This is a genomic window from Variovorax sp. RA8 (genome assembly GCF_901827175.1).
In the GTDB taxonomy this organism is placed as follows: Bacteria; Pseudomonadota; Gammaproteobacteria; order Burkholderiales; family Burkholderiaceae_C; genus Variovorax.
Map to the genome: position 1 here is coordinate 3,160,396 of NZ_LR594662.1, position 14,927 is coordinate 3,175,322.

General features: G+C 68.4%; 13 protein-coding genes. 6 read left to right on the top strand and 7 right to left on the bottom strand.

Annotated features, from left to right (window positions below; translation table 11 throughout):
* Positions 1–23: 23 nt before the first annotated feature.
* Positions 24–1,718, bottom strand: a complete 1,695-nt coding sequence (locus E5P3_RS14830) for an electron transfer flavoprotein-ubiquinone oxidoreductase (protein ID WP_162586686.1) — start codon at positions 1,716–1,718, stop codon at positions 24–26.
* A 119-nt stretch (positions 1,719–1,837) separates the two neighbouring features.
* Here E5P3_RS14830 and E5P3_RS14835 point away from each other — a divergent pair, with 119 nt between their 5' ends.
* The 3 genes from E5P3_RS14835 (at position 1,838) to E5P3_RS14845 (ending at position 3,944) form a co-directional block, all read left to right on the top strand.
* Positions 1,838–2,620 carry an SDR family oxidoreductase gene (locus tag E5P3_RS14835; RefSeq protein WP_162586687.1) on the top strand — a complete coding sequence of 261 codons (783 nt, stop codon included), beginning with the start codon at positions 1,838–1,840 and terminating at the stop codon, positions 2,618–2,620.
* A 77-nt stretch (positions 2,621–2,697) separates the two neighbouring features.
* Complete coding sequence (locus tag E5P3_RS14840) at positions 2,698–3,528, top strand: DMT family transporter (protein WP_162586688.1); 831 nt, start codon at positions 2,698–2,700, stop codon at positions 3,526–3,528.
* Entirely contained in the window at positions 3,525–3,944 is a 420-nt protein-coding gene (locus E5P3_RS14845; protein ID WP_162586689.1) for an acyl-CoA thioesterase, read from the top strand. Before E5P3_RS14840 ends, E5P3_RS14845 begins: the two co-directional genes overlap by 4 nt.
* Positions 3,945–3,992: 48 nt before the next feature.
* Here E5P3_RS14845 and E5P3_RS14850 read toward each other — a convergent pair whose 3' ends face one another.
* From E5P3_RS14850 to E5P3_RS14860, 3 genes are all read right to left on the bottom strand, one after another.
* Positions 3,993–6,269, bottom strand: a complete 2,277-nt coding sequence (locus tag E5P3_RS14850) for a DUF4132 domain-containing protein (RefSeq protein WP_162586690.1) — start codon at positions 6,267–6,269, stop codon at positions 3,993–3,995.
* Positions 6,270–6,736: 467 nt separating this feature from the next.
* A complete protein-coding gene (locus E5P3_RS14855; RefSeq protein ID WP_162586691.1) occupies positions 6,737–8,104 on the bottom strand; it encodes a sensor histidine kinase in 1,368 nt (455 codons plus the stop codon).
* Entirely contained in the window at positions 8,101–8,778 is a 678-nt protein-coding gene (locus E5P3_RS14860) for a response regulator (RefSeq protein WP_162586692.1), read from the bottom strand. The genes E5P3_RS14855 and E5P3_RS14860 overlap by 4 nt, the downstream gene beginning before the upstream one ends.
* A gap of 85 nt (positions 8,779–8,863) precedes the next feature.
* Here E5P3_RS14860 and E5P3_RS14865 point away from each other — a divergent pair, with 85 nt between their 5' ends.
* Together E5P3_RS14865 and E5P3_RS14870 are read left to right on the top strand one after the other, a co-directional pair.
* Positions 8,864–9,577: a phosphatase PAP2 family protein gene (locus tag E5P3_RS14865; RefSeq protein ID WP_162586693.1), complete on the top strand. Its 714-nt coding sequence runs from the start codon at positions 8,864–8,866 to the stop codon at positions 9,575–9,577.
* Between the two features lie 46 nt (positions 9,578–9,623).
* Entirely contained in the window at positions 9,624–11,390 is a 1,767-nt protein-coding gene (locus E5P3_RS14870) for a phosphoethanolamine transferase (protein WP_162586694.1), read from the top strand.
* Positions 11,391–11,549: 159 nt separating this feature from the next.
* Here E5P3_RS14870 and E5P3_RS14875 read toward each other — a convergent pair whose 3' ends face one another.
* From E5P3_RS14875 to E5P3_RS14885, 3 genes are read right to left on the bottom strand one after another with little or no spacing between them, the layout of a single operon-like run.
* Entirely contained in the window at positions 11,550–12,131 is a 582-nt protein-coding gene (locus E5P3_RS14875; RefSeq protein ID WP_162586695.1) for a peroxidase-related enzyme, read from the bottom strand.
* A gap of 45 nt (positions 12,132–12,176) precedes the next feature.
* Positions 12,177–12,965, bottom strand: a complete 789-nt coding sequence (eutC, locus tag E5P3_RS14880) for an ethanolamine ammonia-lyase subunit EutC (protein ID WP_162586696.1) — start codon at positions 12,963–12,965, stop codon at positions 12,177–12,179.
* A 58-nt stretch (positions 12,966–13,023) separates the two neighbouring features.
* Positions 13,024–14,415, bottom strand: coding sequence for an ethanolamine ammonia-lyase subunit EutB (locus E5P3_RS14885; protein WP_162586697.1), 1,392 nt, complete (start codon positions 14,413–14,415; stop codon positions 13,024–13,026).
* A 93-nt stretch (positions 14,416–14,508) separates the two neighbouring features.
* Between E5P3_RS14885 and E5P3_RS14890 the strand changes: the two genes are divergently transcribed.
* A complete protein-coding gene (locus E5P3_RS14890) occupies positions 14,509–14,910 on the top strand; it encodes an FKBP-type peptidyl-prolyl cis-trans isomerase (protein WP_443083285.1) in 402 nt (133 codons plus the stop codon).
* The last annotated feature ends 17 nt before the right edge of the window (positions 14,911–14,927 follow it).

A 14,927-nucleotide genomic window follows, 5' to 3' on the forward strand; every position in this document is an offset into this window, starting at 1 on the left:
TGCCGCAGATTGATGGTGCGCTCCTACATCCCCACGTAGTTCGGCCCGCCGCCGCCTTCCGGCGTGACCCACACGATGTTCTGCGTCGGGTCCTTGATGTCGCAGGTCTTGCAGTGCACGCAGTTCTGCGCGTTGATCTGCAGGCGCGGCTTGCCGTTCTCGCCTTCGACGAACTCGTAGACACCGGCGGGGCAGTAGCGGGCCTCGGGGCCGGCGTACTCGGGCAGGTTGATCTCGGTAGGCACCGCGGCGTTCTTGAGCGTCAGGTGCGCGGGCTGGTTTTCCTCGTGGTTGGTGTTGCTGACGAACACCGAGGAGAGCCGGTCGAAGGTGAGCTGGCCGTCCGGCTTCGGGTAGGCGATCTTCTTGCACTGTGCGGCCTTCTTCAGGCGCTCGTGGTCGGCCTGGTGGCGGTGCACCGTCCAGGGGATGTGGCCGCGCAGGACGTACTGCTCGATGCCGGTCATCAGCGTGCCCACCGTCAGTCCCTTCTTGAACCACTGCTTGAAGTTGCGCGCCTTGTTCAACTCCCGGTACAGCCAGCTCTTCTCGAACGAGGCGGGGTAGGCCGCGAGCTCGTCGTGCTGCCGCCCGGCCATCACCGCGTCGTAGGCGGCCTCGGCCGCGAGCATGCCGGTCTTGATGGCGGCATGGCTGCCCTTGATGCGGCTCGCGTTCAGGTAGCCGGCGTCGTCGCCCACCAGCGCGCCGCCCGGGAACACCGTCTTGGGCAGCGAGAGCAGGCCGCCCGCGGTGATGGCACGGGCGCCGTAGCTCAGGCGCTTGGGCGCCTTCAGTCCCTTGTCCTGGCCCTCGAAGTACCAGCGGATGTTCGGGTGCGTCTTGAAGCGCTGGAACTCCTCGAAGGGGCTCAGGTGCGGGTTCTGGTAGTCGAGGCCGACCACGAAGCCCACGATCACCTGGTTGTTCTCGGCGTGGTACAGGAAAGAGCCGCCGTAGGTGTCGGCCGGCAGCGGCCAGCCCGCGGTGTGCACGGCCAGGCCGGGCTCGTGGCGGGCTGGGTCGATTTCCCACAGCTCCTTGATGCCGATGCCGTAGCTCTGCGGGTCCTTGCCGGCGTCGAGCTTGTACCTGGTGATCAACTGGCGGCCCAGGTGGCCGCGTGCGCCCTCGGCGAAGATCGTGTACTTGGCATGCAGCTCCATGCCGAGCTGGAAGTTCTCGGTCGGCTCGCCGTCCTTGCCGATCCCCATGTTGCCGGTGGCCACGCCGCGCACCTTGCCGTCGTCGGTGTAGAGCACCTCGGCCGCAGGGAAGCCCGGGAAGATCTCGACGCCCAGCGCCTCCGCCTGCTGCGCGAGCCAGCGCACCACGTTGCCCAGGCTGACGATGTAGTTGCCCTCGTTGTGGAAGTTCTTGGGCAGCAGGAAGTTGGGCGTGCGGTAGGCGCCGGTCTCGCTGAGCATCAGGAAGGTGTCCTGCGTCACCGGCTGGTTGAGCGGGGCGCCTTGCTCCTCCCAGTCGGGCAGCAGCTCGTAGAGCGCACGCGGGTCCATGATCGCGCCCGACAGGATGTGGGCTCCGGGCTCGGAGCCCTTCTCGAGCACCACCACCGAAATGTCCTTGCCGTGCGAGGCCGCCAGTTGCTTGAGGTGGATGGCAGTCGCCAGCCCGCCCGGGCCGGCGCCCACCACAACCACGTCGTATTCCATGGCTTCACGGGGGCCGAACTGGGCGAGGATTTCGTCGTGCGTCATGTGGGGTGTGGTCGATAATGGTTTTTGAAGGGGCGAGGCGCCGCGAAGGCCGGGCCATTTTATGCGGCGCCCGGCGTCCCCCGGCACGTCGCCCCGGCGACTCCCAACAGGACCTCCTCATGGCTTACAGCATCGATCTTTCGGGCCGCGTGGCCTTTGTCACCGGCGCGTCGAGCGGGCTTGGCGCGCAGTTCGCCAAGGCCCTGGCCCGCGCCGGCGCCGCGGTGGTGCTGGCCAGCCGCCATACCGACCGCCTCAAGGAGCTGCGCGCACGCATCGAGGGCGAGGGCGGCGATGCCCACGTGGTGGAGCTCGATGCGACCGACATGGGCAGCATCAAGGCCGCGGTGGCACGGGCCGAGACCGAGGTCGGGCCCATCGACATCCTGGTCAACAACTCGGGCGTGAGCACCACCCAGCGGCTGGAGGAAGTGAAGCCGCAGGACTACGACTTCATCTTCGATGCCAACGTGAAAGGTGCCTTCTTCATCGCGCAGGAGGTGGGCAAGCGCATGCTGGCGCGGGCCCGCGGCGCGGCGCCCGGCACTTACATCGGCGGGCGCATCGTCAACATCGCCTCGGTGGGCGCGCTGAAGGTGATCCCCAAGATCGGCGTCTATTGCATGAGCAAGGCCGCCGTGGTGCAGATGACCAAGGCGATGGCCCTCGAATGGGGTCGCTTCGGCATCAACGTCAACGCACTGTGCCCCGGGTACATCACGACCGACAACAACGAGGACCACTGGGCCTCCGACGACGGCCAGAAGCTGGTCGGCGGCCTGCCGCGCAAACGCCTGGGCAAGCCCGAGGACCTCGACGGGCTGATCGTGTTGCTGGCCAGCGGCCAGAGCCACTTCGTCAATGGCGCCGTGATCGCGGCGGACGACGGATACGCGCTCTGAGCCGGAGCGACGTCATCGGCGTCGCGGCCGGCCTGGCTGCGGGGGCGCTCTGGGGCCTCGTCTTCGTGGCGCCGCGCATGGTGGGTCATTTCGGCATGGTGAACATCACCGCGGCGCGCTTCATCGTCTTCGGCGCGGTGGCCGGGGTGGCCGTCTGGTGGCGGCCGACCGGACACCGCTGGCCCGATGCGCGACAGGCCTTCACCGTGCTGGGCCTGAGCGGACTGGGCTTTAGCGGCTACTACCTGCTGCTGGCCTTCTCGATCGTGGATGCGGGCACGGAGGTGCCCAGCCTGGTCATCGGCACCATTCCGGCCTGGATGATGCTGCTGGGCCGGCCCGCGGGACTGCGCATGCAGGCCCTCTTGCCCGGGTTGGCACTCACCGCCGCCGGCATCGCGCTGATGGTGGGGGCCGCCTGGCCAGAGGGCGGCATCGGCGACACGGGGCGGGCGCATTTCGGCTGGGGCCTGGTGCTGGCCGTGCTCGCGATGGCGAGCTGGACCGCTTTCGGCCTGCTCAACGCCGCCTGGCTGCGGCGCCATCCCGAGGTGCACGCGGCGGATTGGACCAACTGGCTCGGCATCGCCACCGGCCTGGGCGCCTTCCTGCTGTGGCTGGCCGCGGGCTCCGACCTGCAGACCTTGCGCGCGCAGCCGGACGGCGCCCTGTTCGTGCTTCTGGCGCTGGCGGGCGGGCTGGGCTCTTCATGGCTGGCGACCGTGCTCTGGAGCATCGCCAGCCAGCGGCTCTCGGCCAGCCTGTGCGGCCAGCTGATCGTGAGCGAGACGCTGTTCGCCTTGCTTTATTCTTTTCTATGGGATGGCCGCTGGCCGCATGCGAGCGAGCTCGCGGCGGCGCTGCTGTTCGTCCTCGGCATCCTGGCATCCATCAAGGCGCACCGATGAGAATCGAAATCCCCGAAGTCAAGAAGCTGGTCTACGACATGAAGATCCCGATCCGCTGGGGCGACATGGACGCGATGGGCCACCTCAACAACGCCAGCTACTTCCGCTACCTGGAGACGGCGCGCATCGACTGGTTCCACTCGCTGGGCGCCGAACCCTCGCCGGAGGGGCAGGGCGTGGTGATCGTCAATGCCTTCTGCAACTTCTACAAGCAGCTCGAGTACCCAGGCGACGTGCTCGTCAAGATGTACGTGAGCGACCCCGGCCGCACCACCTTCGAGAGCTGGGCCACCATGGCCCGCGCCGATGCGCCCGATGTCATCTGCGCGGCGGGCGGCGCGACCACCATCTGGGTGGACTTTCCGAAGCAGAAGGCGTTGCCGCTGCCGGACTGGCTGCGGGCCATTGTGAGTTGAGCGCGCGGGAGCTCGGCGTAGATCTGGGACTGCGCGCCGTCGGACCCCTCAGGGGTTGACTGCCGTCTCGGCAAGCAGCGCCACATCGCGAAGCACTTCGCTGACGATGATGCGATCGAGGTCCCCGAACTTCACGCGACCGTGGAATCCGGAAGTACCGGCCCTGCGCAGCACGATGCTCGGAAGGCGCTGCCTGGGCTCGAAGTCCGGCTCGCCGACGACCATGCCGGGCGCCAGTACCAGTTGGACTTCCAGCCCTTCGCCGACCTGCTTGCTGAACCAGCCGACGTATCCGCCATCCTCGACCAAGCCGCGGCGCCAGCCGCGGTCGACGAGCCCCATCACGCTGCCCGTGGCCACCGTCTTGCCGGCGAAGCGCCGGATTTCGCTGTCCGCGTGTTCGGCATCCGCCAGGATGAAGGTCTCGCGCCCGAGTTGCCTGAAAGGCTGCACGATTCCGAGGTCACCCAGGCGCTGTCCGAACGCGGCTTGCATCGGCTGCGGCATCTCCAGCACATGGGCGATGCCGACGCTTGCATTGGCCGGAAGGTCGGTGCGCGAATCCTGGGCGACGACGAGGCACGCGTCTTCCTCGATCCGGAAATACCTCGCCGGCGCCTCCGTCCTCTCGTACATGCCCCAGACCAGGCGCGTGCCCAACTGCCGCATCAGGGGGTGATCGAGAATGAAGAGACGGAAATCCCCCGCTGACCAGCGCATGCGACGGACCATGGCCATTTCCATCCGCGTGATCTGCAGGCCAGCGATGATTCTGGCGTCCTTTTTCAGTTGCCTGAAGCGCTCGACGGCTGCATGGGCCAGCGTCGCATCGTCCTGGGGGCCTGGCCTGGGCAGGTCTTTCAGGCGCGTGCCTTGTGCATCCTGCACGCAAGGTTTGAGTGCGGCATCGAGGTACACGCGGAACTGCCGCGGTCCGAAGTCCAGCCGCAAGGCGGCATGCATGTCGAGCTCCAGGTCGGGCACGAGGCGATCGGCCAACTCGTCGGCGGTGAGTGCGCGCGCTTCGGCCATCGCCTCCATGTTGTCGCGGGCCCGCATTTGCAGGCCCTTGAACTTCAGCTTGCAGGCGATTGCGTTCAAATGCATCAGAGCGATATCGCTGCCGATTGCTGCCAGCAGGTCCAAGCCTGCCACCGCGCGCTGGTGCGCCGATTTGGCGGGCCATTCCCGGATGAACGGGGCCAGCCGGTGAGCGGTCTCGTCGTCGCCGAGTTGGCCAAGCGCCTCGAAGGCCCAGGCTTCCTTGACCGACGCGCCCGCGGACATCCAGGCTTCGAACAAGTCCCAGGCGAATTCGGCGAGCGAAGTCGGCGTGCAGGCATCCTTGACGATGGCGAGGCCGGGATAGGGCGCGTCCAGCCGGCTTATCGCCAGCATCGTGCCGAGGTGTTCCATGGCGCTGTCGGGTAGACCTGCACCGCTGTGCCGCAGCACCGGCCGGCTCGATGACGGTGCGACGAAGAACCCGGCCAGCCTGGGGATACGCGACGGCAGGACCTGCAGCGGATCTGTTTGCTGCAGCGTTTGCAGGGCCCGGGCCATCTCCGATCCGTGGCGCGCTGCCGCCTCGCGCGCTTCGGCCCCGAAGCCTTGGGACAGCAGCCACCGCACACCGTGTTGCGCCAGGTCGCGTTGCGTCCTGTCCCGGCCGAAGGCCAGCGGCAGCGCTGTTGTCAGCGTGGTGATGGCATGGGCCGTCATCCAGGCGATGGCGGGCGGCCGCGCCTTCTTGAGGTGGCGCAGGGCATGCAATGCCGTGGACACCAGTCGGGCGCTGTCTACGTCGATCGCCAGGGCCAGACCCTCTGCGGCATGGCGTTGCGCATAGGCCGCGAGTCCCGGTAACGCGGCTTCGCCATGCTTCGCGAGGATCGCTCGGATCGCATCGCCGCGGCCCGTACACCACAGCTTGGAAGGATAGCTGTTCCATACAGCCAATGCAGCCGGGTCGGGCAGCAGCAGCACGAGGTCCGGCACCTCTGCGTGGAAGGCGTGCTGCGGGAGCTCGACATCACCCTCCCGCAGCGCTTCGCCGCTCATCACCTTGGCTTGGCCGGCCGGGGCGATGCGCAAGGCTGCGAGCCAGTGCGCGGCGGGGCGGTCCAGGCGTTGCAGGCGCCAAGCGCCGGTCAGCGGACCGCATGCCGCGCTCGCCTTGTCAGCCAGAGTCCATCGGATGGTTTCCGGCAGGACGAGCGCGGGCAGGTCCAGCGTCGGCAGCTCGATCGACGTCCGGCCGTTCACCCATGGCGGTCGGCGAAGCAGCGGGGGCAGTTGCTCCGGTGAGGCCTCTTCGGTCTTCATCGAGGACAGCAGCGCCTGAAAGCGCTCCTGCTCGGCGGTCGTCAGCGCCTTCAGCGCCGTCGGGTCGCCAGGGCCAGCCGGACCGCCCAGCTTCGGGCCAGGCGCGAGCCGGAGGCCACGCTTGTTCGGTCATGCACTTGAGCGTCGCGGCCGGATGGTGCCGCGCCAGCTTGTCGAGTACGGCTCGCGCTTCCTTGCGATTCATCCATTGCACCAGCAACGGCAGGGCCTGCGATGCGGGCATGCGCTTGATCAGCGCGCTGAACTTCAGGCTGCTGTCGCGGCTCGGCGCGCTGCGCAACACCTCCAGCAGCAGCCTGGATGGGCCGTCGTGGGCCACCGCGTGCGGTGGGCTCGAGTCCTCGGCTTTCGCTGTGCCCGGGGCTTGCTCGGATCGTTTCATGGCTGGCTGTTCATCCTGGCTGTGTAGAGCGTTCCAGCCCGCCGGAGCGGCTGGAACCCGGCACTCAGGCCGCGAGCAGCACGATCCGCGCCTCGAACCCCGTCGCCGCGCCCGGCGGCGGCGAGTACAACTCGAGCCGCGCCCCGTGCTTCTCGACAATGGTGTTGACGATCGAGAGCCCGAGGCCATAGCCTGCGCGGTCGGCGCTGTGGCGCACGTGGCGTTGCTGCAGGGTGCGCAGCTGCGCACTGCCGACGCCCGGGCCGAAGTCGCGCACGACCAGGTCGGCCGGCGCGGCCACCTCGATCAGGACGCGGCCTTGGCTGTAGCGCAGCGCGTTTTCGATCAGGTTGCGCAGCGCGATCGCCAGTGCATCCACGTCGCCGAGAGCCAGCGGCGCCTCGGCGTCGGGCACCTTCAGCGACAGGCGCTCGTTGACGCGCGGGTCCTTCCAGAATTCCTGCGCCACGGTGCCGGCGAGCTGGACCAGGTTGACCTTGGCGCGTGCCAGTGAGGCACCCGACTCGGCGCGCGATAGCTGCAGCAGCTTCTCGGCACGGTGGCCCAGCACGTGCAATGCGTCGAGGGCCGCCTCGACGTCATGGCGCCGCAGGTCGTGCTCCAGCGCGGTCTGAAGACGAAGGCGGGCGGCCGAGAGCGGCGAGCGCAGCTCGTGCGCCGCGTTGGCCGCGAGCGCGCGCTCGACGTCGAGCGCGTGGGACAGCCGCTCCAGCAGCCGATTGACGTCGTCGCCGACGGAGCGCAGCTCGCGCGGCAAGCCCGCGAGCCGGATCGGCCGGAGGTCCGCGCCGTTGCGCAGCGCGATCTCGCCGGCCAGCACCTGCAGGCCGCGCAGCTCGCTGCGGGCCACGTTGCGCAGCACCAGCGCCAGCAGGGGCAGCATCGCGATCAGCGGAATGATCAGTCCGAGCAGGGTGCGGTTGAGCGCCGTGCGGCGCTCGTCCAGCGGGTCGGCGACCTGGAGGTAAAGCCCGAGCGTCGGATGGCGCGCGGTGTAGATGCGCCAGGCCTCGCTGTCGGCGAAGCCCTGCGCCAGCGGCACGTCGAAGGCATTGGCCGGCGCCTCGGAGGAACGCAGCAGCACGCGCGCGTGCACGTCCACCATCTGGTAGAGCACCGCATCGGTGGGATACAGCTGCGGCGGCGCGATCAGCGGCAGCGCGGCGTCGGGGAGGTCGGCGCGCAGCTTGTCGAACTCGTGCACCGCGGTGTCGAAAGTGCGATGCGCGACCTCGGCGAGCTCGTTGTCGAAGTTGTGGTTGATCTCACGGTCGACGTACCAGCCCACGCCCAGCACGCACAGCAGCCAGACCCCGCCGACCCAGACGATGAGCGTGCGCGTCAGCCGCCCGGCGAGCGAATCGCGGGAACCGAGCTCGGCTTCTGCCTGCTGCAGAAAACCGAGCTTCATTTGTCCTCTTCCTCGGGCGAGAACGACAACCGGTAGCCGAGGCCGCGCAGCGTCTGGATGTGGCTGCGGCCCAGCTTGCGCCGCAGGCGGCTGACGAAGACCTCCAGCGTGTTGCTGTCGGCCTCGTCGCCGAAGCCGTACAGCGCATCGGCCAGGTTCTCCCGGGTGTGGATGCGCTCGGGCCGTGTCGCCATCACGCGCAGCAGGGCCCATTCCTTTTGCGTCAGCGTGACCGGAATCCCGTTCTTGCGGACCAGGTCGCGCGCGAGATCGATCTCGAGCGTGCCTAAGTGGAGCACCGGCGTGCTGGCGCTGCTGCGCCGGCGCTCGACGGCGCGCAGGCGCGCCAGCAGCTCGGCTGGGTCGTAGGGCTTGATGAGGTAGTCGTCGGCGCCGGCGTCGAGGCCGCGGATGCGGTCGGTGACCTGGTCGCGGGCAGTGAGCACGATCACGATCGGGCGGTCGCGCAGCGCGCGCACGTCGGGCAGCAGCGACAGGCCTTCGCCGTCGGGGAGGTGCAGGTCGAGCAGCACGGCCGCGTACTGCACGGCCGCCAGCGCCGCGCGCGCCTGCGCTAGGCCGGGCGCCACGTCGACCACGAAAGCCTTGGCCTCGAGATAGCTGCAGACTGCACTGGCCAGCGCAGCATCGTCCTCGACCAGCAATATGCGCACGTCGCCTTCCTTTCCAAAGAATCGGAGTCTAGGGCAGTGCCCCCTTCAGCCAACGTTCAGCAGGCGGACTTAGGCTCTCGCCTCCATGCTGCGTTCGATGCTCGCCAGGCGGCCTCTCGCCTGGACACTCCTGACCTTGCTCCTGCTCCTGGCCTGGGATGCCACCGGCCTCGACCTCGCGCTGGCCCGCCTCGCGGGCACGCCGACGGGCTTCCCGTGGCGCGACAACGGGTTTCTGGTGCATGTGATGCACGAGGGCGCCAGGTCGCTGAGCTGGCTGCTGCTGATCGCGCTCCTCGCCGCCATCCGCTGGCCGGTGGGCGTGCTGCGCCGCCTGCGGCTGCGCGAGCGGGCCCAGCTTGCCCTCACCGTGCTGGCCTGCGTGCTGGTGGTGTCGCTGGTCAAGCAGGCGAGCGCGACCAGCTGTCCATGGGACCAGAAGGCCTTCGGCGGCATGGCCCACTACGTGTCGCATTGGGCCTGGGGCCTGCGCGACGGCGGGCCGGGTGGCTGCTTCCCGGCCGGCCACGCCTCCGCCGGCTTCGCCTACGTGGCTGGCTGGTTCGTGCTGCGGCGTGTCTCGCCGTCCGCAGCGCGGGCGTGGCTCGCCTGTGCGCTGGCGGCCGGGCTGCTGCTGGGCCTGGCGCAGCAGCAGCGCGGGGCCCACTACATGAGCCACACGCTGTGGACCGCCTGGCTTTGCTGGACCACCGGCTTTGCCGTGGATGCGCTGCTGCGCCGGAGGTACGTGAGGTGCGATGCGCCGGTGGGCGCCGTGCCCAAGCTGAACGAAAGCTGAGTTGGGCATTCAGTGAGTTTTCAGTCCGGCTTTCCAGACTCGCCGGATGCCCTTCTCGACTGTCCAGCCTTCCGTCCTCTCTGACGATCGCCCCGTTGCCGCGCCCCTGGCGCAGGCCGCCTCCACCGTGGAGACCACCGCGTCCCAGTGGCGGCGCATCGACGCCTGGCTGGCGCAGCCCCGCTCGGCGCGCAGCGTCGTCGTCTGGCTGAGCCTCTATCTCGCATTGGCCGCCAACTGGCCGCTGTGGAATGAGCTGGCGCGCATAGGCGGCGCGCCCAGTATCTACGTGCCCCAGGTCGCGATGATGACGCTGCTGGCCGTCTGCGGCACCGTGGCCCTGCTGTCGCTGAGTGCCTGGTCGCGCTGGATGAAGCCGCTGTGGTTCGCGGTGGTGGTGGTCGCCGCCGTGGCGCAGCATTTCATGCTGAGCTACCACGCGGTCATGGACCCGAGCATGCTGGCCAATGCAATGCAGACCGACCTCCACGAAGCACGCGATCTCATGGGCTGGGGCCTGCTGTCCCAAGTCGTGCTGGTATCGGCCGTGCCGGCCTGGGCCCTGTGGCGCATGCGTGTGGTGCCCATGGGCCTGCTGTCGCATGCATGGCGCAACGCGCTGCTGCTCGTCATGGCTGTCACGCTGGCAATCGGCGGCGCGCTGGCGATGAACCGGCAGCTCGCGCCCCTGATGCGCAACAACGTCCACCTGCGCTACATGATCAATCCCCTGGCCAGCATCTATTCGGCGTCATCGGTGGCGTTCAAGCCGCTGTTCAGGCACAGCCGCAAGCTGATTCCGATCTCGGGCGGCACCGCGCTGGGCGCCAGCTACGCGGCGCAGGCCCGGCCACCGCTGTTCGTGCTGGTGGTCGGTGAGACCGCACGGGCCGATCATTTCGGTCTCAACGGCTATGCCCGCGACACCACGCCGGTGCTGGCCGCGCGCAAGGTGCTGTCCTGGCGCGACGTCCATTCCTGCGGCACCAACACGCTGGCTTCCGTGCCCTGCATGTTCTCGCCCCTGGGCAAGGCGGCCTTCGAGGCGCGCAAGGATGACTACGAGAACCTGATGGACGTGCTGCAGGCCGCCGGCCTCGCGGTGTTCTGGCTCGACAACCAGCCCGGCGGCTGCAAGGGCGTGTGCGACCGTGTTCCGCATGCCTTCGCCTTCGACCAGCTCGCACCGGATGTGAAGAGCGCGCTCTGCGATGGCGACGAATGCCTCGACGACGCCATGCTCCGGGGGCTGGACGAGCGCCTGGCTGCGCTGCCGGCCGAGCGCCGCGCCAAGGGTGTCGTGCTGGTGATGCACCAGATGGGCAGTCATGGTCCGGCCTACTACAAGCGCTCCTCGCCGGATGCCAAGCCCTTCCTGCCGGAATGCAAGACCAATGCGTTGGCCGAGTGCAGCCACGCGGAGCTGGTGAACGGCTTCGACAACTCGATTGCGTACACCGATCGCTTTCTCGGCAGGACCATCGATTGGCTGCAGGCGCAGTCGGGGCGCTACGACACGGCCTTGCTCTACCTGAGCGACCACGGGGAGTCGCTCGGCGAGTATGGGTTGTTCCTGCACGGCGTGCCTTACAGCTTTGCGCCGGAGGTGCAGAAGCACATTCCGATGGTGATGTGGTTCGGGCCGCACATGCGCGAGCGTGCGGGGCTGTCGAGCGGCTGCATGGAGGCGGGGCTCGATGCGCCGTTGACGCATGACAACCTCTATCACACGGTGCTGGGGGTGATGGATGTGCGGACACCGACCTACAAGGCGGGGTTGGATGCGTTGGCGTCGTGCCGAGGGGTGGGGTGAGCGCACCCGTTCGGTTGAACTCGTACGTTGCTGTCGTGTCGAGGCTGGAGCCGGGGGTTCGTCCCGGCTCCGGCCTCAAACCAGCAGCAACGTACATACAGAAGGCCAGGTGCCCGCATCCACCCTCTCCCAGAAAGAGAGGAAGCAAGAAGAGAAGCGCTACTTCTTGTCCCTCGGCACCCGCCCCAGCAAATAAAACTCCGCATTCGGCTGCATCCCGCTGAAGCTCGCCATCCGATTCGAAAGCCCGAAGAAGGCGGTGATGGCAGCGATATCCCAAATGTCCTCGTCGCTGAACCCATGCGCGTGCAGCGGCGCAAAATCGCTGTCGCCGATCTCGTGCGAACGCTCGCACACCTTCATCGCGAACTCGAGCATTGCAAACTGGCGCGGCGTGATGTCGGCCTTGCGCCAGTTGACCGCCACCTGGTCGGCCACCAGCGGCTTCTTCTCGTAGATGCGCAAGAGCGCGCCGTGCGCCACCACGCAGTACAGGCAGCGGTTGGCGGCGCTGGTGGCGGTGACGATCATCTCGCGCTCGCCCTGGGTGAGCGAGCCTTCCTCCTTCAGCATCAGTGCATCGTGGTAGGCGAAGAAGGCGCGCCATTCGGCCGGGCGGCGCGCGAGGGCGAGGAACACATTGGGAACGAAGCCGGCCTTCTCCTGCACCTCGAGCACCCTGGCGCGGATGTCTTCGGGCAGGTCCTTGAGCTCGGCGAGAGGGTAGCGCGGGGCGGTCATGGCGTCTCCTGGGGCGTGCGGCAGAACGGCCATCATAGGGAGAGACTAGCCCGAAGGGCCGAGCGCCGCTGGTGAATCCTCCAGCGCGACAACGGCCGATGCGCTTTCGTCCTTGAGCGCCACGCCCGTCAGGCCACGGCGCAGCGCCTCGCGGACGAACCAGGCCAGCCTGAAGGCCGCCGCTTCGCAAGGCAGGCCCTCCGGGCGCACGTTCGAGATGCAATTGCGCTCGGCGTCGTGCCGGCCACGGCGCGGTGCGTGGGTGATGTAGATGCCAAGGCTGTCGGGCGAGCTGAGCCCGGGGCGCTCGCCGATCAGCATCGCGACCAGCCGGGCGCCGAAGGCTTCGCCGATCTCGTCCGCGAGCGCCACGCGCGCCTGCGTGGCGATCACGAGCGGCGCGAGCCGCAGCGAGGCGGGCAGTTGCGGGCGCAAGGCGGACAGCAGCGGCAGCGCGTGACGCGCCGCGGCCAGGGAAGAGAGGCCGTCGCCGATCACGATGCCGAGATCGATCGACGGGGTCGCCCGCGCGCGCAGGGCTGTTGCATCCTCCGGGTCGAGCTGCCTGCCCAGGTCGGGGCGCCGCAGGTATGTCGCGCGGTCCGGCGCGCGGCTGCGCACCCGCAGCACCTCCCAGCCCTCGGCGCGCAGCGAGACTTCGAGTGCGTCGGCATCCAGCGCCGCATGGATCGCATCGCGCGCCATCGCATGCGCCCAGCCGAATCGCAGCACCTCGTCCGTCGGCATGCCGGCGCCGGCGCGTCCGAGCGCGAGGCGCGCGGGCGTTGCGCTGCGCCAGTCGGCCCAGGGACTATGCGTGACAGGGTCGCTCACAAGGCGACCTCCGTTCCTTGGGCTGCGGCACCATGAGCCTTCGGGGCGGCCGCGCGCCTCATGTCAGCGCCTTCAGCGAACGCATGTCCGCGAGCAGCCGGTTGGAGGAGGGCGGCTGCAGCCGGCCCGCGATGTCGGTGATCTGCATCCGCTGCAGCCAGGCCTCGAACTCGGGCGCGCGCTTCAGCCCCATCGACTCGCGCAGGAAGAGCGCATCGTGGAAGGAGGTGCTCTGGTAGTTGAGCATCACGTCGTCCGCGCCCGGCACGCCCATGATGAAGTTGATGCCCGCAGTGCCCAGCAGCACCAGCAGGGTGTCCATGTCGTCCTGGTCGGCCTCGGCGTGGTTGGTGTAGCAGATGTCGCAGCCCAGCGGCAGGCCCAGGAGCTTCCCGCAGAAATGGTCTTCCAGGCCGGCCCGGATGATCTGCTTGCCGTCGTAGAGGTATTCCGGCCCGATGAATCCGACCACGGTGTTGATCAGCAGCGGCTGGTAGCGGCGCGCCAGCGCATAGGCGCGCGCCTCGCAGGTCTGCTGGTCGACGCCAAAGTTGGCATCGGCCGAGAGCGCGCTGCCCTGGCCGGTCTCGAAGTACATGAGGTTGCGGCCCACCGTGCCGCGCGCGAGCGATTGGCCCGCCGCATGGGCCTCGTCCAGCAGCTCGGGCGTGATGCCGAAGGAGCGGTTGGTCTTCTCGGTGCCGCCGATGGACTGGAACACCAGGTCCACCGGCGCGCCGGACTCGACCAGCTTGATCGCATGGGTCACGTGGGTCAGCACGCAGCTCTGCGTCGGCACCTCGAAGCGCTGGATCACCTCGTCGAGCATGCGCAGCAGCTCGCCCAGGTGCTGCAGGCTGTCGGTCACGGGGTTGACGCCGATCACCGCGTCGCCGGCGCCCATCAGCAGGCCGTCGAGCATGGAGGCGGCGATGCCGCGGAGATCATCGGTCGGGTGGTTGGGTTGCAGCCGGACCGCGAGGTGGCCGGGCAGGCCGATGGTGTCGCGAAAACGCGTGACCACGCAGCACTTGCGCGCCACGGCGATCAGGTCCTGGTTGCGCATGAGCTTGGAGACCGCAGCCACCATCTCCGGCGTCAGGCCGGCGACGAGCGATGTCAGCGTCTGCGTGCTCGCCTGTTCCGAAAGAAGCCAGTTGCGGAAGTCGCCGACCGTCAGGTGCGCCACCGGCGCGAAGGCGGCCGCATCGTGGCCGTCGATGATGAGGCGGGTGATGTTGTCCTCTTCGTAGGGGATCAGTGCCTCGTTCAGGAACTGCGTGAGGGGCGTCTCGGCCAGCACGTGGCGCGCTGCCATGCGCTGCTGCGCGGTCGTCGCGCCGATGCCCGCCAGGTAGTCGCCGGAGCGTGCCGGGCTGGCGAAGGCCATGACCTGCCGGAGGTCGTCGAAGGCGAAGGATTGCGAATGGAGGGTCGTCCGGTAGCGCATCTGGCATCTGCCGCGAGAAGAGTTCAGGGTAGGGTAAATAATGGACTGTTTTCAACCAATCCGGGAGACCGTCACGTGCATTCCTTTTTTCGCCTGACCACCGCAGCCCTCGCCTCCTTGTGCGCGCTGCCCATCGCGCTGGCGCAGACCGCGCCCGTCACCACGCCCAGCGGGCTGGTGTACCAGTCGCTGAAGGAGGGCAGCGGCGCCTCGCCGTCGGCCACCGACGTGGTCAAGGTGCACTACCGCGGCACCTTTCCGGACAGCGGCAAGGAATTCGACAGCTCCTACAAGCGCAACGAGCCGACCGAGTTCCCGCTCAACGGCGTGATCCCGTGCTGGACCGAAGGGGTGCAGAAGATGAAGCCCGGCGGGAAGGCCAAGCTGACCTGCCCGCCTGCCATTGCGTACGGGACGCGGGGGGCCGGCGGGGTGATTCCGCCGAATGCCACGCTCAACTTCGAGATCGAGTTGATCTCGGTGACGAAGCGCTGAGTTGCCCCGAAGCGGGG

Excerpts from the sequence above, each read along its gene's own strand:
- E5P3_RS14830 (WP_162586686.1), bottom strand. The coding sequence starts at position 1,718 with ATGACGCACGACGAAATCCTCGCCCAGTTCGGCCCCCGTGAAGCCATG.
- E5P3_RS14835 (WP_162586687.1), top strand. The coding sequence starts at position 1,838 with ATGGCTTACAGCATCGATCTTTCGGGCCGCGTGGCCTTTGTCACCGGC.
- E5P3_RS14840 (WP_162586688.1), top strand. The coding sequence starts at position 2,698 with ATGGTGGGTCATTTCGGCATGGTGAACATCACCGCGGCGCGCTTCATC.
- E5P3_RS14845 (WP_162586689.1), top strand. The coding sequence starts at position 3,525 with ATGAGAATCGAAATCCCCGAAGTCAAGAAGCTGGTCTACGACATGAAG.
- E5P3_RS14850 (WP_162586690.1), bottom strand. The coding sequence starts at position 6,269 with ATGAAGACCGAAGAGGCCTCACCGGAGCAACTGCCCCCGCTGCTTCGC.
- E5P3_RS14855 (WP_162586691.1), bottom strand. The coding sequence starts at position 8,104 with ATGAAGCTCGGTTTTCTGCAGCAGGCAGAAGCCGAGCTCGGTTCCCGC.
- E5P3_RS14865 (WP_162586693.1), top strand. The coding sequence starts at position 8,864 with ATGCTGCGTTCGATGCTCGCCAGGCGGCCTCTCGCCTGGACACTCCTG.
- E5P3_RS14870 (WP_162586694.1), top strand. The coding sequence starts at position 9,624 with ATGCCCTTCTCGACTGTCCAGCCTTCCGTCCTCTCTGACGATCGCCCC.
- E5P3_RS14875 (WP_162586695.1), bottom strand. The coding sequence starts at position 12,131 with ATGACCGCCCCGCGCTACCCTCTCGCCGAGCTCAAGGACCTGCCCGAA.
- E5P3_RS14885 (WP_162586697.1), bottom strand. The coding sequence starts at position 14,415 with ATGCGCTACCGGACGACCCTCCATTCGCAATCCTTCGCCTTCGACGAC.